General features: G+C 44.8%; 17 protein-coding genes and 4 tRNA genes. 13 read left to right on the plus strand and 8 right to left on the minus strand.

What is annotated here, in order from left to right; genetic code table 11:
• Positions 1 to 11 precede the first annotated feature (11 nt).
• The 10 genes from uvrY to nspC all read left to right on the plus strand — a co-directional run bounded on the left by uvrY (position 12) and on the right by nspC (position 10,457).
• A complete protein-coding gene (gene uvrY / locus AB4351_RS07820) occupies positions 12 to 656 on the plus strand; it encodes a UvrY/SirA/GacA family response regulator transcription factor (protein WP_004729778.1) in 645 nt (214 codons plus the stop codon).
• Between the two features lie 15 nt (positions 657 to 671).
• Positions 672 to 2,504, plus strand: coding sequence for an excinuclease ABC subunit UvrC (gene uvrC, locus AB4351_RS07825; protein WP_029235668.1), 1,833 nt, complete (start codon positions 672 to 674; stop codon positions 2,502 to 2,504).
• A 46-nt stretch (positions 2,505 to 2,550) separates the two neighbouring features.
• Positions 2,551 to 3,108, plus strand: a complete 558-nt coding sequence (pgsA, locus tag AB4351_RS07830; RefSeq protein ID WP_017061490.1) for a CDP-diacylglycerol--glycerol-3-phosphate 3-phosphatidyltransferase — start codon at positions 2,551 to 2,553, stop codon at positions 3,106 to 3,108.
• A gap of 266 nt (positions 3,109 to 3,374) precedes the next feature.
• A tRNA-Cys gene (locus AB4351_RS07835) sits at positions 3,375 to 3,448 on the plus strand.
• A gap of 36 nt (positions 3,449 to 3,484) precedes the next feature.
• Positions 3,485 to 3,560: transfer RNA gene (locus AB4351_RS07840), tRNA-Gly, on the plus strand.
• A gap of 80 nt (positions 3,561 to 3,640) precedes the next feature.
• Positions 3,641 to 3,727, plus strand: a tRNA-Leu gene (locus AB4351_RS07845).
• A gap of 32 nt (positions 3,728 to 3,759) precedes the next feature.
• A tRNA-Gly gene (locus AB4351_RS07850) sits at positions 3,760 to 3,835 on the plus strand.
• 1,081 nt (positions 3,836 to 4,916) lie between these two features.
• Positions 4,917 to 7,856, plus strand: coding sequence for a pyridoxal phosphate-dependent class III aminotransferase (locus AB4351_RS07855; protein ID WP_372125582.1), 2,940 nt, complete (start codon positions 4,917 to 4,919; stop codon positions 7,854 to 7,856).
• A gap of 8 nt (positions 7,857 to 7,864) precedes the next feature.
• A complete protein-coding gene (locus tag AB4351_RS07860; protein ID WP_017069176.1) occupies positions 7,865 to 9,118 on the plus strand; it encodes a carboxynorspermidine synthase in 1,254 nt (417 codons plus the stop codon).
• A gap of 199 nt (positions 9,119 to 9,317) precedes the next feature.
• The gene (nspC, locus tag AB4351_RS07865) at positions 9,318 to 10,457 is read left to right on the plus strand and encodes a carboxynorspermidine decarboxylase (protein WP_372125584.1); all 1,140 of its coding nucleotides are present in this window, start codon (positions 9,318 to 9,320) and stop codon (positions 10,455 to 10,457) included.
• A gap of 73 nt (positions 10,458 to 10,530) precedes the next feature.
• On the opposite strand, the gene AB4351_RS07870 is transcribed toward nspC, so the two are convergent.
• Together AB4351_RS07870 and AB4351_RS07875 are read right to left on the minus strand one after the other, a co-directional pair.
• Entirely contained in the window at positions 10,531 to 11,043 is a 513-nt protein-coding gene (locus tag AB4351_RS07870) for a glycine cleavage system protein R (RefSeq protein ID WP_017061000.1), read from the minus strand.
• 267 nt (positions 11,044 to 11,310) lie between these two features.
• Positions 11,311 to 12,219 (minus strand): DUF3943 domain-containing protein, encoded by a 909-nt coding sequence (locus AB4351_RS07875; RefSeq protein ID WP_017069173.1) that lies wholly within the window; start codon positions 12,217 to 12,219, stop codon positions 11,311 to 11,313.
• 210 nt (positions 12,220 to 12,429) lie between these two features.
• On the opposite strand from AB4351_RS07875, the gene AB4351_RS07880 reads away from it, so the two are divergent.
• Positions 12,430 to 13,668, plus strand: coding sequence for a CinA family nicotinamide mononucleotide deamidase-related protein (locus tag AB4351_RS07880; RefSeq protein WP_017069172.1), 1,239 nt, complete (start codon positions 12,430 to 12,432; stop codon positions 13,666 to 13,668).
• A 174-nt stretch (positions 13,669 to 13,842) separates the two neighbouring features.
• Here AB4351_RS07880 and AB4351_RS07885 read toward each other — a convergent pair whose 3' ends face one another.
• From AB4351_RS07885 to AB4351_RS07895, 3 genes are read right to left on the minus strand one after another with little or no spacing between them, the layout of a single operon-like run.
• Complete coding sequence (locus AB4351_RS07885; protein ID WP_017060997.1) at positions 13,843 to 14,688, minus strand: DmsC/YnfH family molybdoenzyme membrane anchor subunit; 846 nt, start codon at positions 14,686 to 14,688, stop codon at positions 13,843 to 13,845.
• Between the two features lies 1 nt (position 14,689).
• The gene (locus tag AB4351_RS07890; protein ID WP_004733360.1) at positions 14,690 to 15,310 is read right to left on the minus strand and encodes a DMSO/selenate family reductase complex B subunit; all 621 of its coding nucleotides are present in this window, start codon (positions 15,308 to 15,310) and stop codon (positions 14,690 to 14,692) included.
• A gap of 11 nt (positions 15,311 to 15,321) precedes the next feature.
• Positions 15,322 to 17,760, minus strand: a complete 2,439-nt coding sequence (locus AB4351_RS07895) for a DmsA/YnfE/YnfF family dimethyl sulfoxide reductase (RefSeq protein WP_017060996.1) — start codon at positions 17,758 to 17,760, stop codon at positions 15,322 to 15,324.
• Positions 17,761 to 17,958: 198 nt separating this feature from the next.
• Between AB4351_RS07895 and AB4351_RS07900 the strand changes: the two genes are divergently transcribed.
• Positions 17,959 to 18,525: a molecular chaperone TorD family protein gene (locus AB4351_RS07900; protein ID WP_372125586.1), complete on the plus strand. Its 567-nt coding sequence runs from the start codon at positions 17,959 to 17,961 to the stop codon at positions 18,523 to 18,525.
• The gene (gene napF, locus AB4351_RS07905) at positions 18,525 to 19,040 is read left to right on the plus strand and encodes a ferredoxin-type protein NapF (protein WP_017060994.1); all 516 of its coding nucleotides are present in this window, start codon (positions 18,525 to 18,527) and stop codon (positions 19,038 to 19,040) included. The genes AB4351_RS07900 and napF overlap by 1 nt, the downstream gene beginning before the upstream one ends.
• Positions 19,041 to 19,212: 172 nt before the next feature.
• Here napF and yfaE read toward each other — a convergent pair whose 3' ends face one another.
• From yfaE to nrdA, 3 genes are all read right to left on the minus strand, one after another.
• Positions 19,213 to 19,491 (minus strand): class I ribonucleotide reductase maintenance protein YfaE, encoded by a 279-nt coding sequence (gene yfaE, locus AB4351_RS07910; RefSeq protein ID WP_010438115.1) that lies wholly within the window; start codon positions 19,489 to 19,491, stop codon positions 19,213 to 19,215.
• Entirely contained in the window at positions 19,491 to 20,624 is a 1,134-nt protein-coding gene (gene nrdB, locus AB4351_RS07915; RefSeq protein WP_372104694.1) for a class Ia ribonucleoside-diphosphate reductase subunit beta, read from the minus strand. The genes yfaE and nrdB overlap by 1 nt, the downstream gene beginning before the upstream one ends.
• A 103-nt stretch (positions 20,625 to 20,727) precedes the next feature.
• Positions 20,728 to 23,010, minus strand: coding sequence for a class 1a ribonucleoside-diphosphate reductase subunit alpha (nrdA, locus tag AB4351_RS07920; RefSeq protein WP_017060992.1), 2,283 nt, complete (start codon positions 23,008 to 23,010; stop codon positions 20,728 to 20,730).
• Positions 23,011 to 23,189 lie beyond the last annotated feature (179 nt).

A 23,189-nucleotide genomic window follows, 5' to 3' on the forward strand; every position in this document is an offset into this window, starting at 1 on the left:
GAGATACAAGTTTGATAAATGTTTTCCTTGTAGATGATCACGAGCTGGTTCGCACAGGGATACGACGTATTATTGAAGACGTCCGTGGAATGAACGTAGCAGGGGAAGCTGAAAGCGGTGAAGATGCTGCAAAATGGTGTCGTACTAACAATACTGACGTTATTTTGATGGATATGAATATGCCTGGTATTGGTGGCTTAGAAGCAACCAAGAAGATCTTGCGTTTCAACCCTGATGTTAAAATCATCGTTTTAACTGTTCATACGGAAAATCCGTTTCCAACTAAAGTGATGCAAGCTGGAGCTGCTGGTTACCTTACTAAAGGGGCAGGTCCGGATGAAATGGTAAATGCAATTCGAGTGGTTAATAGTGGCCAACGATACATTTCACCAGAAATTGCGCAGCAGATGGCTTTGAGCCAATTCTCGCCTGCGTCTGAAAATCCATTCGCAGACTTATCTGAACGTGAACTTCAAATCATGATGATGATTACCAAAGGTCAGAAAGTGACGGATATTTCAGAACAACTCAATCTAAGTCCTAAAACAGTCAACAGTTACCGCTACCGCTTGTTCAGTAAGCTGGATATCAGTGGCGATGTAGAGCTGACGCATTTAGCGATTAGACATGGAATGTTAGACACTGAGACCCTTTAACACTGAGATCGTATAGTGACCAACTTGTTTGACTCAGTCTCATTCCTCAAGACAGTAACAGAGCAGCCCGGCGTTTATCGAATGTATAACGCCGAGGCTGCCGTTATTTACGTCGGTAAAGCTAAGAACCTCAAAAAACGCCTTTCCAGTTATTTCCGTAAAAAAGTCGACAGTGAAAAAACACGCGCTCTAGTTAGTAATATTGACAAGATCGATGTCACTGTAACGCACACGGAAACAGAAGCGCTCATTCTTGAGCACAACTACATCAAGCAGTACTTGCCTAAATACAACGTACTTTTGCGTGATGATAAGTCGTACCCTTATATTTTTATTAGCGGTCACAAGCATCCTCGTTTGTCGATGCACCGTGGTGCTAAGAAGAAAAAGGGCGAATACTTTGGTCCTTACCCTGATTCCGGCGCTGTGCGTGAGACGCTACACCTAATCCAAAAGATTTTCCCTGCCCGCCAGTGTGAAGATACGGTTTATGCCAATAGAACGCGCCCGTGTTTGATGTATCAGATTGGTCGTTGTGCTGCGCCATGTGTTAGCTCAATCATCTCTGATGAAGAGTACAGTGAACTTATCGACTACGTTCGTCTGTTCCTGCAAGGGAAAGACAAATTAGTCCTTGAGACGCTCATCGACAAAATGGACAAGGCAAGCCGTGAGCTTCGTTTTGAACAAGCTGCCGCTTTCCGTGATCAAATCCAAGCGATTCGACGTGTGCAAGAACAACAATACGTATCTGACGATTCAATGGAAGATATGGACGTGTTGGGATTTGCTCAAGAGAATGGCGTAGCGTGTATTCATATCTTGATGATTCGCCAAGGCAAGGTTTTAGGTAGTAGAAGCCATTTCCCTAAAATTCCCAACAATACGGTGCGAGAAGAGGTCTTTTCGAGCTTTTTAAGCCAATACTATCTTGCGCATAGTGAAGCGAGAACCATCCCAACCCGTTTGATTCTCAATGCCGATTTGATGGAAGATGTCACACCGATTCAAGAAGCCTTGTGTGAAGTAGCGGGTCGTAAGATTCACTTCAATACCAACCCTTCAGGTACTCGAGGTCGTTACCTTAAATTGTCTAATACCAATGCATTGACGGCTATTACCACCAAGATTAATCACAAGATGACGATTAATCAGCGCTTCAAAGAGCTCCAAGAAGTGCTGTCGATGGATGCTATCAAGCGCATGGAATGTTTTGATATCAGTCATACCATGGGTGAAAGCACGATTGCGTCGTGTGTGGTGTTCAATCAAGAAGGCCCGGTTAAACCAGAGTACCGTCGTTACAACATCACCGGCATTACAGGTGGCGATGATTATGCAGCGATGGCTCAGGCGCTTGAGAGACGTTATTCGAAGCAACTCGATGTCGACAAGATCCCAGACATCATCTTTATCGATGGTGGTAAAGGTCAGCTAAACCGCGCTCATGAGATCATTTCTCAATATTGGGGTGATTGGCCGTTTAGACCAAGAATGATGGGTATTGCGAAAGGTGTGACGCGTAAACCGGGTTTAGAAACTTTGGTAACCCTTGAAGGTGAAGAGTTTAATTTACCTAGCGATGCACCAGCGCTGCATCTTATCCAGCACATTCGTGATGAGAGCCATAATCATGCGATTGCAGGGCACAGGGCGAAACGTGGTAAAACGCGCAGAACCAGTGCTTTGGAAGGAATTGAAGGGGTAGGACCTAAACGTCGTCAAGCTTTGCTGAAATATATGGGTGGCTTACAAGAACTTAAGCGTGCAACTGTCGAAGAAATAGCCAAAGTGCCGGGCATTAGTCATTCTTTGGCAGAAAACATTTATCAAGCATTGAAACAATAGTAAAAATCCCGCACCATTAAAGCGCAATTAATAAGAGCCCAATAATATGCGTTTGAATATACCTAACATTTTGTCCTTACTGAGACTATTTTTGATCCCAGTATTCGTTGTCGTTTTCTATCTACCTTATCAATGGGCTCCTTTCGCTGCTGCGATGGTGTTTTGGGTAGCCGGTTTCACTGATTGGCTAGATGGCATGCTAGCTCGTAAGTTAGGGCAAACGTCTCGCTTCGGTGCCTTCATTGACCCTGTGGCTGACAAAGTGTTGGTCGCTACGGCTCTTATCCTGATTACAGAGCATTACCACTCTATTTGGATAACTATTCCAGCCGTGACCATGATTGCTCGTGAGATCATCATTTCAGCGCTTCGTGAATGGATGGCTGAAATCGGTAAACGCGCAAGTGTTGCGGTATCTTGGGTTGGTAAAGTCAAAACGGTTTCTCAGATGTTCGCCCTTTGGGTACTTATCTGGCGCTATGACGATTGGATGGTATGGGTCGGATACATTGCGCTCTATGTCGCAACCGTACTTACTTACTGGTCAATGGCACAATACTTGATGGCTGCCAAAGACGATTTGTTAGACGAAAAACATCATTGATGAAGAAGCGAGCTGAGGCTCGCTTTTTTGATCTTTAACCTAAGGTTAAGTTATCAATAGTGGATATCTAATGTGATATAGATCTCCTTTGAATAACCCGCTCACAGTGTGTTTTGAACATAAAGTCAGCTATTTGGCCTGTTTCGTATGAAATCTATTCAAACGAATTAAAAATACAAAAATAATATTGACTCAATCGTCTGAATCCGTAGAATGCATCCCGTACCCAAGAGGATGGCAATGAGCGATTCGATTGGAGTTACTAAGGCGCCTTGGCAGAGTGGCTATGCAGCGGATTGCAAATCCGTGGACCTCGGTTCGACTCCGGGAGGCGCCTCCATTATCTCTTTCTTCTAGAAAGAATTTGAATGAAAATGCGATACTAGCTCAGTTGGTAGAGCGCAACCTTGCCAAGGTTGAGGTCATCGGTTCGAACCCGATGTATCGCTCCAAATTTTGTAATGTTGATTGGCGTCAGCATTAAGATGGTGTTTTACTTTTCAGTAATCGGCATCGCAATAAAGAATTGCGTGCCCTGGTGGTGGAATTGGTAGACACAAGGGATTTAAAATCCCTCGGCGTTCGCGCTGTGCCGGTTCAAGTCCGGCCCGGGGCACCATCTATTAAAGTCTTTATCTCGATAAAGCAAATGCGATACTAGCTCAGTTGGTAGAGCGCAACCTTGCCAAGGTTGAGGTCATCGGTTCGAACCCGATGTATCGCTCCAAATTAAGAAGCCCGAACAGAAATGTTCGGGCTTTTTGGTTTCTGACGTTTAGCTTTTACGTTTAAGAACTCTTCTTGTTCGAATCCGCACTCAACATTCATTTCTATCTCTGTTTCAAATTTTGCAATCAAGTTAGTTTTTAAAAGCGAGATTCCCTATGAACTCGTTCCTCGTGCTAGGGAATGACGGAATGACGGAATGACGGAAAGACGGTATGACCTCAAAGTCTCTCTAGTAACGTTTATAAATCCACGTCGTCATCCTCGGGCGTGAGGAACGAGCGAACCGGGGATCTCTTGCCGCTTGCTGATTAACTTCAGTTTAATCTATTGCATCAGATAGTTTCTTGAATAAAGCAATACAATGACATGTTGTAAGGGGTTCTCTATGAATTCATACCTCGCTCTAGGGAGTGACGCCATGACCTAAAAGCTTCTCTAGCAACGTTTATAACCCCACGTCGTCATCCTCGGGTATGAGGAACGAATGAACCGGGGATCTCTTTTCCAAACGATAGTGTGACGATATTTACAGCAATTGCTTAGCCACCGCTGCTATTTATCAAGCTATTACTAAAAACTATTGATCGTTCATTTCACTTTATGTTACTTTCCCGCGCAATCTCGGAATGAAAATGTTCAAGAAGAGCAACGATTGCTTCTGGGGGATACGCGTAGTGACCATTCTTGCTGATTGGGACATTACGTAGGGTAGGTATTGGCTAGTCCTTTAGCTGATAGACGGGATACTTATGGCGCAGTTCGTCATGTTAATGGGAAACCCAACATTGAACACACTAATTACAACATTGCTAATCAGCTCTGCATTTCCAAAGGGACCAGCTCCTCATAGCTGCCCGATCCTGCAAAAATGTCCAATTCTTCAAAACAGTAGCATTACTGAACCTTGAGCTCACGCTAACAATTTATCGCTGTCTTAAGACGGCTTAATTTCGTATTCGTCATTTGACTTATGCGAGCGTACAGCTATATCTCATTTCTAGACAATACGTGTACTTCACTATGAACTCTCTCCAAATTTAACGAGAGTTGGTGGGTAATTGCGTCTGATGGAGGTGAGTATGAACACATTCAAGGGGACTTTTATGACTACCGCCTTTGAAGTCGATATCAATACTATCGCAAATTCATTTTCAACTATGGTTCCTATCTTAGAGGGAACGTACGACCTAACACCTGACGCTATTTTGCTAGAGCAAGAACAGCATGAGTCGGATGTTCGCTCTTACCCAAGACGCCTGCCTATTGCTATTAAACGAGCATGTGGCGCTTTAGTTGAAGATACTCGTGGCCAACTCTTTCTCGATTGCTTAGCCGGTGCAGGTACACTTTCTCTGGGTTACAACCACCCTGAGATTAACCAAGCACTTAAAGACCAACTCGATTCTGGTTTGCCATACCAAACACTTGATATCACGACTCAAGCAAAAGAGACGTTTATCAAACGAGTTAAAGCTTTTCTTCCTCAAGACTTTTCAAATAACTCGGTTCTTCAATTCTGTGGCCCATCTGGCGCTGACGCTGTGGAAGCGGCGATCAAGCTCGCCAAGCAAACCACAGGTCGCAACACCATGTTTGCTTTCCGTGGTGCTTACCATGGTATGACGAACGGCACCATGGGTATGATGGGTAACCTCGGCACTAAAGAGCGTCGTAGCGGCTTGATGTCTGATGTGCACTTCATGCCTTTCCCATACAACCTACGCTGCCCGTTTGGTATTGGTGGTGAAGCGGGTGCTAACGCGAGCATTCGTTACATCGAACGTATGTTGAATGATGACGAGTCTGGCATCATGAAACCGGCGGCGATGATCGTTGAGCCTGTGCAAGGTGAGGGCGGTGTGATTCCTGCTCCAGCATCTTGGTTACAAGGCCTACGTCGCATCTGTGATGAGCACGGCATCCTACTGATTTTTGATGAGATTCAGTGTGGTGTGGGCAAAACTGGCCATCGATTTGCGTTTGAAGAGTCTGGTGTTAATCCAGATATCTTATGTTTATCTAAAGCGATTGGTGGCGGACTGCCTATGTCGCTGCTTGTGTTCGATAAGAGCATTGATACATGGAAAGCGGGTGAGCACACCGGTACATTCCGTGGTAACCAATTAGCAATGGTCTCTGGCGCTAAGGCGTTGGAGATCATCGAACGAGATGGCTTAGTTGAGCACGCGAACATCGCAGGCCAATATTTACGTCACGGGCTTGAGAAGATTCAATCACGCGTTAGCTGTATTGCTGAAGTTCGTGGTAAAGGCCTGATGCTCGGTGCTGAGATCAAACAACCAAATGGTGAGCTTAACAAGTTTGGCGAACCACAATCAGACGGCGAACTAACCCTAGCGATTCAACGAGCAGCGTTAGAGCGTGGCTTGATGGTTGAAAAGGGTGGTCGTGATGGCTCGGTAATTCGTTTCCTTCCGCCAATGATTATCTCTTTTGAGCAGATTGACTTTGCACTCCGCGTAATGGAAGAAGCGATCATCGCAGCTGGTGGTGGCTTACAACAAGACCCAGCTTCAAGCGAACAAGCAAACCAAGAATGGAACAAGCATTTCATCCATACAGGTTTAGGCGGTAGCGACGAATTTGCTAACGTGATGAACCAAACCACTCAAGCGATGAAAGCGGTTTTTGAACAGGTTGAAACCCCTTATTCGGGTTTAGATCCAAAAGTGCTAGAAGCAGCTATCAATGCTGTCGACCTTGATAACAATCAACACGCTTTGGTTGATGTTGTAGATAGTACTGCAGACCTTGTCGCTGCAAACTCCATCTTCGTGCAACACCCAGATTGCATTGCACACCTTCACACTCCTCCTCTTATGGCTTCGGTAGCAGCGGAATCGATTATCGCGGCATTGAATCAATCAATGGATTCATGGGACCAAGCATCGGCTGCGACTTATGTTGAGCAGCGCGTCGTGGATTGGATGTGTGACAAATACCAACTTGGCGCACAAGCTGACGGTGTTTTCACTAGCGGTGGCACGCAAAGTAACCTAATGGGTTTATTGCTTGCGAGAGACTGGGTTGCGGATAAGCACAATGGTCACTCAATCCAAAAGCTTGGCTTACCAGAATACGCGAGCAAGCTGCGTATCTTATGTTCAAAGAAATCTCACTTCACGGTTCAAAAGTCAGCCTCTCTACTAGGGCTAGGCGAAGCGGCAGTGTGCTGTGTTGACACCAATGCAAACGGCACTATCAAGCCTGATTTGTTAGATGCAGAAGTGAAAGCGCTTAAAGCACAAGGGTTGATTCCTTTTGCTGTTGTCGGTACGGCGGGTACAACCGATCACGGTGCTATCGACGACCTTGATGCGATTGCAGACCTCGCAAGCCAACAAGGCCTTTGGTTCCATGTCGACAGTGCTTACGGTGGCGCGCTTATCTTGAGTAGCCACAAGGCTCGCTTACAAGGCATCGAAAAAGCGGACTCTGTGAGTGTCGATTTCCACAAATTGTTCTATCAAACAATCAGCTGCGGCGCGGTATTGTTGAAAGACAAAGCGAACTTTAAGTACCTTCTACATCACGCAGATTACCTAAACCGCGAACACGATGAACTGCCAAATCTAGTCGATAAGTCTATTGCGACCACCAAGCGTTTCGATGCATTGAAAGTCTTCATGACGATGCAAAGCGTTGGACCAAAGCAGTTGGGTGATATGTACGACCATCTTCTTGAGCAAACGCTAGAAGTGGCAGACCTGATTCAAAACCAAGCTGACTTAGAGCTACTCGCAGAGCCGTCACTATCAACAGTGCTGTTCCGATCTAAGCCGTCAGCAAACGGCGAGCTAGATTTAGACAAATTGAATCAAACGCTAAGACTGGAAGCGCTGACTCGTGGTGTTGCAGTACTCGGTGAAACGGTCGTGGATGATAAGAGTGCGCTTAAATTCACTATCTTGAATCCGTGCCTAAAGACATCAGATTTCAAATCTCTAATTAACAAAATTCAAACTCTAGCCACTGAGCTAGCAGAACAACAAGGGTAATTAATACTATGGCTATTCTACAAATTGGTGCAGGCGGCGTTGGTTGGGTTGTTGCACACAAAGCAGCACAAAATAACGAAGTACTGGGTGATATCACAATCGCTTCTCGCACAATCGCGAAGTGTGAAAAAATCATCGAATCTATCAAGGGCAAAAACAACCTTAAAGATTCAACTAAGAAACTAGAAGCACGTTCAGTAGACGCTGATGATGTTGATGCGCTTGTTGCTTTGATTAAAGAAGTTCAGCCGGATCTAGTGATCAACGCTGGTCCTCCTTGGGTAAACATGGCGATCATGGAAGCGTGTTACCAAACTAAAGTCTCTTACCTAGATACATCGGTTGCGGTTGACCTATGTTCTGAAGGTCAACAAGTACCACAAGCTTACGACTGGCAGTGGGGCTACCGTGAGAAGTTCGCTGAAGCAGGCATCACAGGTATTCTTGGTGCTGGTTTCGATCCAGGTGTGGTATCAATCTTTGCTGCATACGCGGTTAAGCACTTGTTCGATGAGATTGACTCAATTGATGTAATGGATGTGAATGCTGGTGACCACGGCAAGAAGTTTGCGACAAACTTTGACCCAGAAACCAACATGCTTGAGATCCAAGGTGACTCTTTCTACTGGGAAAATGAAGAGTGGAAACAAGTACCTTGTCACTCTCGTATGCTTGAGTTTGAATTCCCGAACTGTGGTTCTCACAAAGTTTACTCAATGGCGCACGATGAAGTTCGTTCAATGAAAGAGTTCATCCCAGCTAAGCGTATCGAATTTTGGATGGGCTTTGGTGATGCATACTTGAACTACTTCAACTGCATGCGTGATATCGGTCTTCTTAGCCCAGATCCGCTAACACTGCACGATGGTACTGTGGTTCAGCCTCTGCATGTTCTTAAAGCACTACTACCGGATCCAACATCTCTAGCTCCGGGTTACACTGGTTTAACGTGTATCGGTACTTGGGTTCAAGGTAAGAAAGATGGTAAAGAGCGTAGCGTATTCATCTACAATAACGCAGACCACGAAGTGGCTTACGAAGACGTAGAGCACCAAGCGATCTCTTACACAACTGGTGTTCCAGCAATTACCGCTGCACTACAGTTCTTCCGTGGCGAATGGGCTGATAAAGGCGTGTTCAACATGGAACAGCTAAATCCAGATCCGTTCCTAGCAACTATGCCGGAAATTGGTCTAGATTGGCATGTTCAAGAGCTTGAAGCAGGCCAAGGTCTTCCAGTGATTCATGAGCTGAAAAAATAAGAACTGATTTCTTGTTTTGATTGCTAATTAAAGGGGACATGGATTGTTCCCTTTTCGATGATGATAGCCTTGAAGCTTTGGTATCATTTATTTTGATTTTGTAACTCACTGCGCTCGGACAGGACAAAATCAAAATAAATCACACCAAAATTGTTAATTTACCTTTCCATCTATAGATGCTGCTTGAGTGTTTACAAAAATGACGTTTAAGAAAGAAGAACTAAAAACCCCATATTTCATGATCAACGAAGACAAGTTGATTGCGAACTTAGAAAAAGCCAAGCAACTGAAAGAGATTTCAGGTGTGAAATTGGTACTTGCGCTTAAGTGCTTCTCGACTTGGGGCGTGTTTGACATCATCAAACCGTACCTAGACGGTACTACTAGTTCTGGCCCTTATGAAGTGAAATTAGGTCACGAAACTTTTGGCGGTGAAACTCATGCTTACAGTGTGGGCTACAGTGAAGATGACGTGAGAGAGGTTGCTGACATCTGCGACAAGATGATCTTCAACTCTCAAAGCCAACTTGCTGCTTACCGTCATATTGTTGAAGGTAAAGCTTCACTGGGTTTACGTTTAAATCCGGGCGTGAGCTACGCAGGGCAAGACTTGGCGAATCCAGCACGTCAATTCTCGCGTTTGGGCGTGCAAGCTGACCACATCAAACCAGAGATCTTCGATGAGATTAATGGTGTGATGTTCCACATGAACTGTGAGAACAAAGACGTTGATGCCTTTATCGGCCTACTTGATTCAATCTCAGAACAGTTTGGCGAGCACTTAGATAATTTGGATTGGGTGAGCATGGGCGGTGGTGTGTTCTTTACATGGCCTGGCTATGACATCGAAAAGCTTGGTCTTGCGCTGAAAGCCTTCTCTGAGAAACACGGCGTGCAGATGTACCTTGAGCCGGGTGAAGCGATCATCACTAAAACAACCGACCTAGTTGTGACAGTGGTCGATATTGTTGAGAACGTGAAGAAAACAGCGATTGTGGATTCAGCGACTGAGGCGCACCGCCTTGACACGCTTATCTACAATGAGCCCGCATCAGTATTGGAAGCATCAGAAACAGGCAGCCATGACTACGTGATTGGTTCGTGTTCATGTCTTGCGGGCGATCAGTTCTGCGAAGCGAGCTTTGATGAGCCACTTAAGATTGGTCAAAAGCTGCATCTGTTAGACAGCGCGGGTTACACAATGGTGAAATTGAACTGGTTCAATGGCCTTAAAATGCCTTCAATCTACTGTGAACGTAGCAGTGGTGAAGTTCAGAAGCTAAATGAATTCGGCTATGAAGACTTCAAACGCTCATTATCACAATGGTCAGTTAAGTAACTGAATTACAAGCTCAGAGCAATACAAAGAGCAGCTAATGAGCTGCTCTTTTTTGTTCTTTAATTTTGTTTATTTAGCTTTCAATCATCACACGAGTATCTTCACTGAGCGTTTCGAGTTCATTAACTACGTCGTCGATCTGTACTTCGATTGGCAGCTTAACGGCGATTTTTGATGTGAATAGACTTGAGCTAACACCGCCACCACCAGCGATAAAGACGCGGTGACAATCCATATCGAGAATACTGATTCCTTGTCTATCCAATACATGAGTCACTTCGTTGACGATACCTGCTCGGTCGTTAGAGTCGAGTCTCAAGTGATGGACCGTGTCTTGAACATTGTGTGTATGATCGGAATCGACAAACTGCACGATGAGATCTGGATTGGCGCTGAACGCTTCTTTTACAATCGATTCGTTGATGGCTGGAAGTTGAACCTTTAGTACGCCTGCGACTTGGTCTTCAATAAAGTTCACTTTACTGATGAGCCATTTGCCGTCGTTTTCGTGAGTAACCGCAGCAAGCTGTTTGATTGTTGCTGGTGATGCTTTTCCGATAAAGTTTACGATAAATGTACTGTTCATATCAGCCCCCAAGGTTTCAATTATTCTTTGCTAATTAAATGTTTGATATCACGCGATAAAGTTCTTTAATTTCAGTGTAGAAGGTTACATCGAACAATGTTTGACCTAGGTCAATTTTTGAAACTAAGCTTCGATGCAAAAAAAGAGAATGAAGAGTAGGGCACAAAAAAAGCGGCTAGAGAGCCGCTTTTTAGAAGAGTTGTCACTGTGATTGATGATTCAGCAACTTATATTCAATAACTTATATTGAGTAGTACTAGAGACGAATTAGAACGTTACTTTGAAGTTCATACCAACAAACTGAGAGTCGTATGGTGCGCCAGCATCGTAAGCAAAACGTGCAGCGTCTTGGTTATCCCACCAAGGGTTAGTATTCAGGTTAACTTCTGCATCACCGCCCCATGCGTCACTTACCCAGTAGTGAATGTGTCCAACAGGGTTAAGGAAGAATAGCGACACATCACCCATGGTTTGAGAGCCCATCACTTCGCCACCTGAAGCAATGATATCCTGCTCTGCTTCTAGCATCATTTCACCGACAACCGCACCGAAGAAAGGTGTGATGAAGAGATCTTGCCATGAAGGTACTTCTGCAAACGCTTCTACGCCGTATTCCCAGAAGAACGTCGACATAGTCCAAGAGTATAAGAATGACTCAAACTCGTCGTAACCTGCGTGTCGAGCTGCGGTGTAGTAAACACCACCGAAATATGGGTGCATTACGTAGTTTAGGAAGTGTTCGTCACGGTCCCATGTTGGACCAGCAGAAACGTTATCTTTCCACTTTTTACCTAATGAGCTGATATCACGTTGGTCATCATCCCACTTAGTAATACTTTCAGGGAGCAGAGTCATTAGACCCACTGTCGCGACACTCAAGCCAAGAATGGTGTAGGTTTGACCCATTAGGTAATCCCAATCTTTCTCCTGACTCACCAACATGTGTTTTGGTTGTTGGATTGAGAAGTCGTACTCATCACTCGACTCGCTCAGTGCGTAATTGGTACTAGGCTTGTAGGTGTACAAGTTGTCATTAAAACAGTAATCTTGAGCACATTCATCCGAGTAAGAAAGGTTGATTGGCTGGTCGAAGTCGTATTGGCTTGCAACCGAGTTAACTGACATTAGCATTGAAAATGCGGCAGTAACCTTTGCTAGTAACGGTGATTTGGCCACAAGGGTCTCCATGAGAAAGTTTGGAATTGATCAGGGTCACAATTATCTATTAAATGCCTGATTTAGGGAACTAATAATTTATCGCTTTTCCTAAGAAAACCTTAGGTTTAACATTATTAATATTAGTGAAAAGGCGAATTGCTCCAAATTCAACCATAGACCAGTTTGTAAATAATGCAGTGTCTTTTTATGACAACAAGGGATAGAAATATGACGAAAATCGCAATGTTAAGCACAGGTGAAGAAGTTCTTCATGGAGACATTGTAGATACAAACGCAGCTTGGATGTCTGCTGAGTTTTATCAGCATGGTTTTGCGCTTGCTAAGCGCTCAACTGTGGGTGATCAAATGAATGCTCTTGTTGAAGAACTGCTGATGCTGAGCTTTAACTATGATGTGGTTATCGTTAATGGTGGTTTAGGCCCGACAACCGATGATATGAGTGCTGCCGCCGCTGCAGCTGCTTCCGAGCAGAAACTCGTCATGTTCCCTGAATGGCTTGCTCGTATGGAAGAGATGTTCTCTGGACGTGGCATGCCAATGCCAGACAGCAACCTTAAACAAGCTTTGTTACCTGCGAGTTCAGAGATTGTCGATAACCCTGTGGGGACGGCTTGTGGCTTCAAACTGAAAATTAACGATGCGACTTTCTATTTCACGCCGGGTGTACCAAGTGAATTCAAGCGCATGGTGACGTTTGAGATTCTTCCTGACTTGTCGTGTACCTACCCTCAAGTGGTTGCCTCTGAATGCAGTCGACTGTTTACGTTTGGTTTGTCTGAGTCCGGTATCTCTGATGTTTTGGATCAACTAAAGCTGCCAGAAGGTTATGAACTTGGTTATCGCTCTTATCTGCCGTTCATTGAGGTCAAACTGTTTGGTCCTAAGGCAGACTTAGAAACTCGCGTTAAGCTTCTGCAGATGGTTTACAAGCTGCTAGAGAGTAATGTCGTTAGTGTTGATGAGCCGATGATTGACCATATTGGACACATCATGGCGGAAAAAAAGAAGACGTTATCTGTGTCTGAAGTGTCGACCAAAGGTTCACTGTCAGCGTGGCTGCAATTGAATGAGCAGATAGAAGATTGCTTCGGACACTCATGGGTGATGGCTGAGCCAAAAGAGAGCGAACTTGAAAAGAGCGATCCATTAGCCGCGACCTTTGCGCTGGCTGGAGCAACAAGAGATAAGTGCGGAACTGAATTGGCTTTGGTGACTGGTAAGCTGGAAGGCAACACATTCAGCGTTGCATTGTCGACTGAAGCAGGCGAGTGGGGGCAGGTACTTGAGTTTTATCGTCAGTACTCGCGTGAAGACCAACGCAACGTGATTAAGACCGTTGCCGCCGATATGCTGAGAAGGCATTTAGATAACAAACCGATGTTTGGTACTTATTCTTCGGTTAAGCGATTAAAAGACATGTTTATTCCAGCGGCTATCATTAAGTAGCTATGTAAGCTAACGATGTAAGCGAACTCGCTAAGTCTGTATTAAAAACGCTAGAAAAAACGAAATAAAAAGGCCCAACATCTAAATAGGTGTTGGGCCTTTTGTTTATCTAGCCTTCTAGATAACCAAACAAGCAGCGATGTTTACACGCAACTCATGTCTGTAAGAACTCGATTACAAACCGCTTGTCATATGTAGGCTGTAGAACAAACCACGGCCGATTAACTCTGAAGCCAAGAACAATACTAGTGCTAAGCCAAGGTTAACTGGGTTCACTTTTGCTTTGTTCAGCATAGGTAGAATCCAAATCAACAAGCTTGCCATTAGCAGTGCCACTTGAAGAATCACATAGCTACCTAAACCATCGACTAACTCAGACGCTTTTGCCGCTGAAGTTTGGATGTCTCCGATTAGGTTCAGTTTTCCTACTGTCACAAGCAAGCTGATAGCAACAGCGATAACAGCCAACATGGTGATGTTACGGTCAACCGTAAAGCGGCTGTCGTTTGCGAATACAATCACGAACTGAGATAACAGCAAGCCACCCACAACCATCGTCATGATGAAGCTCAGTGGTGTGTAGATGTTGTCCCACGTCGGTACTGTGTTGATCATGTATACGTTGATCATCGCGTACATGAAGATAACACCCAGTACCATCGCGCCAACCATCAGTGCTTTCTGGATAGCAACGCCACCTTTCTTGACTACCGACAGTAACCATTGCAGGCCACCGACAGCGAAGAATGCCGCACCGAAGAACACTTCGTTAGACAACCAAGCCGAACCTAGCTGATTAAAAGCGTTAAACGCGCGCAGTGGAGAGCCAAGGTGCGTTGTCGAGAACATGAAGCCAAGACCCATCAGTACCCATAGGATAAACATTGGAACCTTGTAGCTGTTCAGCTTCTCTTCGTCATGACCAAGTACCAGTGCACGTGCGCCAATCAGTAAGTAACCACCAACCGCAGTTTGCGCCAGCACCGTAAAGAAGATTAAAGACCACTCATGAAAAATCATCTTACACCTCCTTCGGGTTTGCTAGGTGACCGCTGGTATCGCCAGTCGGCTTCGCGTTTTTGTTCAGCTTAATCACGATGTTTGGTAGCGTTTCTGTTGAAGATGGCAGTGGAGCCACATCCGCACCAGAGCCGTACTTCTCGCGAAGTGTATTGATTTCACCAAACTCCAATGCACGAAGTGGGCAAGACTCAACACAGATAGGCTGTTTGCCTTCAGAAACACGTTGGTAACAACCATCGCATTTCGTCATATGACCTTTCTTAGCATTGTATTGTGGTGCGCCGTAAGGACACGCATTGCTACAGTGCTGACAACCAATACATACGCTCTCATCAACCACAACCAAACCGTCTTCATCACGTTTGTGCATTGCGCCCGAAGGACACACTTTCACACACGCTGGGTTAGTACAGTGGTTACAAGCGATAGATAGGTAGTAAGAAAAGACATCTTTCTGAACCCAGGTATCACCATCTTGAGTGAAGCCACCACCGGCATATTCGTATACGCGACGGTAGTTCGTTTTGATGTCTAGATCGTTATAATCTTTACAAGCAAGCTGACAGGTTTTACAACCCGTGCATTTACTTGAATCAATGTAAAAGCCGTATTGTTTCATTCCAACCTACCTTATGCTTTCTTTAGCGCTTTGATTTGAACTAGGTTTGTATGCTGAGGGTTACCCTTAGCAAGTGGGCTCGGGCGCTGAGTCGTCAGCACGTTGATAGAGCCTGCATGGTCGATCTTCTGACCATCTGGTGCGTACCATGCACCTTCGCCTAGTGCCACAACTCGAGGAAGAATCCTAGGTGTCACTTTCGCTGGAATATGTACTTCGCCACGGTCGTTGAAAATACTCACCATGTCGCCGCTTTCAATACCACGTTCTTTTGCATCGATTGGGTTGATCCACAACTCTTGCGGTGCTGCTGCTTTGATTTCTGCAACGTTGCCGTAAGTCGAGTGAGTACGAGCCTTGTAGTGGAAACCGGTTAGCTGAAGTGGGTACTTCTCTGCTAGTGGGTCGTTATGACCTTCGAAAGAGTCCGCGTAAATCGGAAGTGGGTGAATCACTTCGTCTTCTTTCAGCTTCCAAGTCTTCGCGATATCAGCCAGTTGCTCTGAGTAGATCTCGATCTTGCCACTTGGTGTGGTCAGTGGGTTCGCTTCAGGATCTTTACGGAAATCTTCATAAGCGATGTAGTGGTGGTCGTAGCTACGTTTGTAGATACCCAGCTCTTTCATCTCTTCGAAGGTTGGCAGTGTTGGATCGTTCTTACGAGTTTCTGCGTAAAGGTGCTCAATCCATTGCTCTTGAGTACGGCCTTCGGTGAACTCTTTTTCTACGCCCATTCGTTTCGCAAGCTGAGTACACATCTCGTAGATAGATTTCGCTTCAAACTGAGGCTCAATCGCTTTCTGCGCGTAGATGAAGTAAGGCATGTTCGCCGCTTTACCGTCCATACACCAGTCGTCTTGCTCAGACGTTGTTAAGTCTGGCAGGATGATATCGGCGTACTTCGCTGAAGACGTCATATGGTTATCAACCACGACAATCATTTCACACGCACTTTCATCTTGAAGAATCGCGTGAGTCTTGTTGATGTCTGAGTGTTGGTTAATGATGCAGTTACCTGCGTAGTTCCAGATCATCTTGATTGGGTTCTTAAGGCGCTCTGCACCGCGAACACCATCAGTGATGTCGGTCATTTCATGGTGACGGTAAATCGCGTCTGTCCACATGAACATTGAAATAGACGTTTCAACTGGGTTTGGCACAGTAGGGAAGCGGACAAATGGAATGTTGATGTCGCTTTCACGAGCGCCGGTTGAACCGCCTGATACGCCCACAGAGCCAGTGAGCAGTGACAGCATCGCGATTGCACGACACGCTAGTTCACCGTTCGCAGTGCGTTGTAAGCCCCAACCTTGGTGAATCGCACATGGTTTCGCTGTGCCCATTTCACGGCCAAGCTTAACGATGGTGTCAACTGGAATACCCGTGATCTTAGAAGCCCATTCTGGTGTCTTCTCTACGCCATCTTCACCTAAACCTAGGATGTAAGATTTGTAGTCGCTGTTTTTAGGCGCTGATGCAGGAAGGGTCTTCTCATCGTAACCGACACAGTATTTGTCTAGGAACGGTTGGTCGACAAGGTCTTCAGTGATCATCACGTGTGCAAGACCCGCTACCAATGCCGCATCTGTAGAAGGACGAATTGGGATCCATTGATCTTCACGGCCACCGGCAGTATCGGTGTAGCGCGGGTCGATGATGATCGTTCTTGCGTTTGATTTGTTTTTGCTTTCAACGTAGTGGTGGATCTGGCCGCCACCAGACATACGCGTCTCAGCAGGGTTGTTACCAAACTGAATGTTAAGTTTAGTGTTCTCTAAATCAGAGAAAGAGTTGTTGTTTGCCCAACCGCCGTAGGTGTAGCTCAAGCCTTTCGTGATTTGCGCTGTTGAGTAGTCACCGTAATGGTTTAAGTAACCACCACTTAGGTTCATTAGACGAGCAATCAGCGTTTGAGCTGGTGGCCAAGATTTAGTAACCGTGCCGCCCAGCGTACCTGTACCGTAGTTTAGGTAGATAGTGTCGTTACCGTAGTCTTTGATAAGGCGTTGCATGGTGCCAGCGACTTCATCATAAGCCTCTTCCCAGCTAATACGCTTAAACTTACCTTCACCACGTTTACCCACACGTTTCATTGGGTACTTTAGGCGATCTGGGTTATAAACACGGCGGCGCATCGAGCGACCACGTAGACACGCACGAACTTGGTGATGACCGTATTCGTCAGTGCCTGTGTTGTCTGTTTCTACGTATTTGATTTCACCGTTTTGTACATGCATACGCAGTGGGCAGCGAGAGCCACAGTTTACTGTACATGCACTCCATACGATTTTCTCATCCACATTTTCAGCAACTGCAGCCGCTACTGGTTTGGATTTGAAAGGTAATGCAATACCGCCCGCAAGTGCAGCTGCACTACCTACTGCAGAGGAAGCTTTCATGAAGCCTCTTCGAGTAAGATTCATTACCCCAGATTCTTTCTTATTCGTCATTCTAAGATGCCTTTTGCTATTGATAGCGAGCACTTTATAGGTAGTTTGTTCTTTATGTATTTATTTCGAATTATTGATTGATTGGCATCAAATAAGTGTGGAATTTAAAGTTTATGAATTGAATGTATAAAATAGATCAAAGAATGAAATGAGTTAATTAATATAATTATCTTTAAACCTATAACGGTATAAATAATAATGATTATCGATACGCATAAATTGTTGGGTTCGCTATTTTATCAAGCGACAAGTAAAGAACAGTTAATCACCATTGTCGAAGCTTTGGTTGAGAGCGAAGTACTCTCTGAAGAATGCTTGCAGGCATTAAGAAGCGAAGACGAAGATGCGCTCGCAGCAGAGTTCAGCTGCCTGTTTGAAGGCGTTGGAGACATGCCAGCTCCGCCTTGGGGTTCTGTGTACCTAGATAAAGACCGCGTTGTGTTTGGTGCTTCTACGGTTGAGTATCGCCAGTTTTTAGAATTGAATCAGATTGAATTAGACACTGGGTTAAGAGAGCCGGAAGATCAATTTGGTTTAATGTTATTCGCTCATGCGTATTTGTTAGAAAATAATAATATTAATTCAGCCGGTGAATTACTTGAGGGTCACTTATTAACTTGGTCTTCTGTTTATTTAGAAAAACTAAATAAAGCATCAGAGTTATCTTTTTATAAAAAGCTATCGGTTGATGTAATAGATTGGTTTAAGTACTTAATATCTGAATATAATTTAAACGTTGCTACTAAAAAGTTATATATCGACTAATGTCTGAACAAATAAATTCAAATAGACGCGGTTTCTTAACTCGACTTTCTAAACCGGTTAAAGCAGCCGCGAATTATGAAGAGATATCACAGCGCTTGCATGCAAGACCGCCAAGAGCGGTCGATGAGGTGCTGTTTGAGCGTCTTTGCGACGGTTGTGGATTGTGTGAACAATCGTGTCCAAATAGCGTTATTGAGATGCTAGAGGGCAGTGCGCTGCTGAATTTGGATTACAACAGTTGTTCTATGTGTAACAAATGCACTGAAGTGTGTCCGACCGGCGCACTTCATCCAACGGTCACGCCTTATATCGACCTCAAGCCGAGCTTTGCGGATAGCTGCAATAATTACATGCAAATGGACTGTTCAGCATGCCAAACGGCGTGTTCAGCTGGTGCAATACACATCGAAGTAGGAGAGTTGCCTACAGTGGACAAAGATAAGTGTAACGGCTGTGGAGAGTGCCGAAGCGCTTGTTATATTGGCTCTGTGACTCTTAACCTGACTCAGCAATAAACGTTTGGCTTTGTATGACACAAGCCAACAGGAAGATTTGGTTGAGTGATAGACGAGTCGCTTTAGATACCTAAAGACATAAATAGAAAAGGGTCCGCATTCCTAAAGGAAGCGGACCCTTTTTTGATTCTTATTGACGATATTCGAACAAAGTGACCTAAAGCCAGCTGGCTTATGCGCGTTTTTGCTTGTTTCTATGAATAACGTTACTCAGCGATAGCTCAGTCTTTGCTTTACAGATACAAGGCAATATCTCATTACCTTGCGTGTAAGCCATAGCAAAACCAACGTACTCGACCTCACCAGAATCCAACGTGCAGCGGCAAGCGCCACAGTGACCATCTCGGCAGTTGTATTCTGGCTCTAACCCAGCTTGTTCCATTGTTTCCAACAGAGTGTTTGAAGGGTTAGATTCAATTGAAGTCAGTTTGTTGATTTTGATTGTTGGCATTACAGCTCAAATCCTTCAAAGTCGTCAGCTTTTACTTCGTTGTCGATTTGGCCAACTAGGTAAGAACTGATTTCTGCTTCTTGTGGAGCAACTTGAACGTTATCTGAAGACAACCAAGCGTTGATCCATGGAATTGGGTTCGACGTTGCTGCTGGGTAAGCCGTACCTAGGCCAACAGCCTGCATACGGATGTTGGTAATGTACTCAACGTATTGGCAAAGAATGTCTTTGTTCAGACCAATCATAGAGCCATCTTTGAATAGGTATTCTGCCCACTCTTTCTCTTGCTCAGCCGCTTCTTTGAATAGGTCGAAACACTCTTGCTTACACTCTTCAGCGATCTGCATGAATTCAAAATCATCTTGACCATTGCGTAGCAAGTTGATCATGTGCTGTGTACCAGTAAGGTGAAGGGCTTCATCACGAGCGATTAGCTTGATGATCTTCGCGTTACCTTCCATTAGCTCACGCTCTGCGAATGCAAATGAACATGCAAAGCTTACGTAGAAACGAATCGCTTCCAGTGCATTTACAGACATTAGGCATACGTAAAGCTTCTTCTTCAGGTCATGAAGTGAAATCTTAACGTCTTCGCCGTTGATGTTGTGGTTGCCTTCACCGTAGCGGTGGTAGTCAGCCGTCAGCTTGATCAAATCATCGTAGTAAAACGCGATGTCTTTCGCACGTTTCAGGATCTCTTCGTTCTCAACGATATCGTCGAATACTACGCCTGGATCATTCACAATGTTACGGATGATGTGCGTGTATGAACGAGAGTGAATCGTTTCAGAGAATGACCAAGTCTCAATCCAAGTTTCAACTTCTGGCAGTGATACCAAAGGAAGTAGGGCAACGTTAGGGCTGCGGCCTTGGATTGAATCTAGAAGCGTTTGGTACTTCAGGTTAGAGATGAAGATGTGCTTTTCATGCTCTGGAAGCTTGTTGTAGTCGATACGGTCGCTAGACACGTCTACTTCTTCTGGACGCCAGAAGAAAGAAAGCTGCTTCTCGATAAGCTTTTCGAAGATTTCGAATTTTTGTTGGTCGTAACGTGCAACGTTTACCGACTGACCCAAGAACATTGGTTCTTTTAGTTGGTCATTTTTTTGCTGAGAAAAAGTACTGTAAGCCATAAATGCCTCAAATCCTTTAAAGACCCGTAATAAAACGGACCCTGTTAATGCTTTAAACCCAGAGAAGATAACTCTTCTCTGGGGTCTTAATGTTTATTGCGGTTTAGATCTTACAACCGCCGCCTTCACAATCTTCTTCCGGCACTTGAACTGCATCGCCTTGGTCGTCTTTAGCACCATCACGAGTGTTATGGTAGTAAAGCGTCTTAACACCGTACTTGTACGCTGTTAGTAGGTCTTGAAGCAGCTTCTTCATTGGTACTTTACCGCTGTCGTAAACACTTGGGTCATAGTTAGTGTTTGCAGAGATAGCTTGGTCAACGAATTTTTGCATGATACCCACTAGGTGTAGGTAACCATCGTTAGAACCAATGTTCCAAAGTAGCTCGTAGTTCTCTTTAAGATTTAGGAAATCTGGAACCACTTGCTTAAGGATGCCGTCTTTCGATGCTTTCACTGATACGTAACCACGTGGTGGCTCGATACCGTTAGTCGCGTTCGAGATTTGAGACGATGTCTCAGAAGGCATAAGCGCTGTTAGCGTAGAGTTACGCAGACCGTGCTCCATGATCTCTTCACGTAGAGAATCCCAATCGTAGTGCAGTGGCTCTTCACATACTAAGTCGATATCTTTTTTGTAAGTATCGATTGGCAGTAGGCCTTTCGCGTAGTTGGTCTCGTGGAAAGATGGGCAACGGCCTTGCTCTTTCGCTAGTTCAACAGATGCTTTTAGCAAGTGGTATTGAATTGCTTCAAAAGTACGGTGAGTCAGGCCATTCGCGCTGCCATCAGAGTACTTAACACCATTCTTCGCTAGGTAGTATGCGTAGTTGATTACACCTACACCTAAAGTACGACGGTTCATTGTCGACTTGTATGCAGCTGGAAGCGGGTAGTCTTGGTAATCAAGCAGTGCATCTAGAGCACGAACAACCAGCTCAGAAAGCTCTGCTAGGTCGTCCAGTTCATTGATTGCGCCAAGGTTGAATGCTGAAAGCGTACATAGTGCAATTTCGCCTTCGTCATCTTCTACGTTAGAAAGTGGCTTAGTAGGAAGCGCGATTTCTAGACATAGGTTCGATTGACGAACAGGTGCTACTTCAGAATCAAACGGGCTGTGTGTATTACAGTGGTCAACGTTCTGAATGTAGATACGACCAGTAGAAGCACGCTCTTGCATTAGCAGAGAGAAAAGCTCAACGGCTTTAACCGTTTCACGCTTCACTGAAGGATCGTTTTCGTACTTAACGTATAGCTCTTCAAAACGGTCTTGGTTTTCGAAGAACGCATCGTAAAGGCCAGGTACGTCTGAAGGTGAGAACAGGCTGATGTTGCCACCCTGAACTAGGCGAGAGTACATAAGCTTGTTCAGCTGTACGCCGTAATCCATGTGACGAACTCGGTTCTCTTCAACGCCGCGGTTGTTTTTCAGTACTAATAGAGACTGAACTTCACCGTGCCATAGTGGGTAGAATACCGTTGCTGCACCGCCACGAACACCACCTTGAGAACAACATTTTACTGCTGTTTGGAAGTATTTGTAGAAAGGGATACAGCCTGTGTGGAACGCTTCACCATTACGGATTTCAGAACCAAGCGCACGGATACGACCTGCGTTGATACCAATACCAGCACGTTGAGATACGTAACGAACAATTGAGCTTGCTGTCGCGTTGATTGAATCAAGGCTGTCACCACACTCGATCAGTACACAAGAACTGAATTGACGAGTAGGCGTACGTACACCAGACATGATCGGTGTAGGTAGAGAAATCTTAAACGTAGACGATGCGTCGTAAAAACGTTTGATGTAGTCAAGACGAGTCGATTTCGGGTATTTAGCGAATAGACACGCAGCAACTAAAATGTAAAGGAACTGAGCACTCTCGTAGATTTCTTTCGTTACACGGTTTTGCACGAAGTATTTACCTTCGAGCTGCTTAACCGCTGCGTAAGAGAAGTCTAAGTCACGTTTGTGGTCGATGTACTCGTCAAGCTCTTCGAATTCAGCTTTCGTGTAATCTTCCATAAGGTGGCTATCGTATTTACCCATATCAACCAGTTTTGCAACGTGGTCATACAGTGCAGGCGGCTCGTATTCGCCGTACGCTTTTTTACGTAGGTGGAATACAGACAGACGTGCTGCTAGATATTGGTAATCAGGAGTCTCTTCAGAGATTAAATCCGCTGCTGACTTGATGATAGTTTCATGAATGTCAGTAGTGGTGATGCCATCGTAAAACTGAATGTGAGCTTTCAATTCTACTTGTGATACAGAAACATTGTGCAAGCCTTCAGCTGCCCATGTAATCACGCGATGGATCTTCTCTAGATCGATCGTTTCTTTGCGCCCGTTACGCTTGGTAACAGTAAGTTGTTGGTTCATTCTGCTTAATTTCCCTAACAAAACTGAACAAGGCCGTGTTTTTGTGTATTTCTGTGTAATTTTTGTAAATTACGTTTCGGCTTTGTGATCTTGGTCTACCCATACATTGTAGTTCAAACACAACATATAGGGGTCATTTGTTTGTTGGGTTACAAGATAGTGCTACAACTGATATTTTT

Origin of the sequence: Vibrio sp. 10N.261.51.F11 (assembly GCF_041471665.1) — a bacterium.
Classification (GTDB): domain Bacteria; phylum Pseudomonadota; class Gammaproteobacteria; order Enterobacterales; family Vibrionaceae; genus Vibrio; species Vibrio crassostreae_C.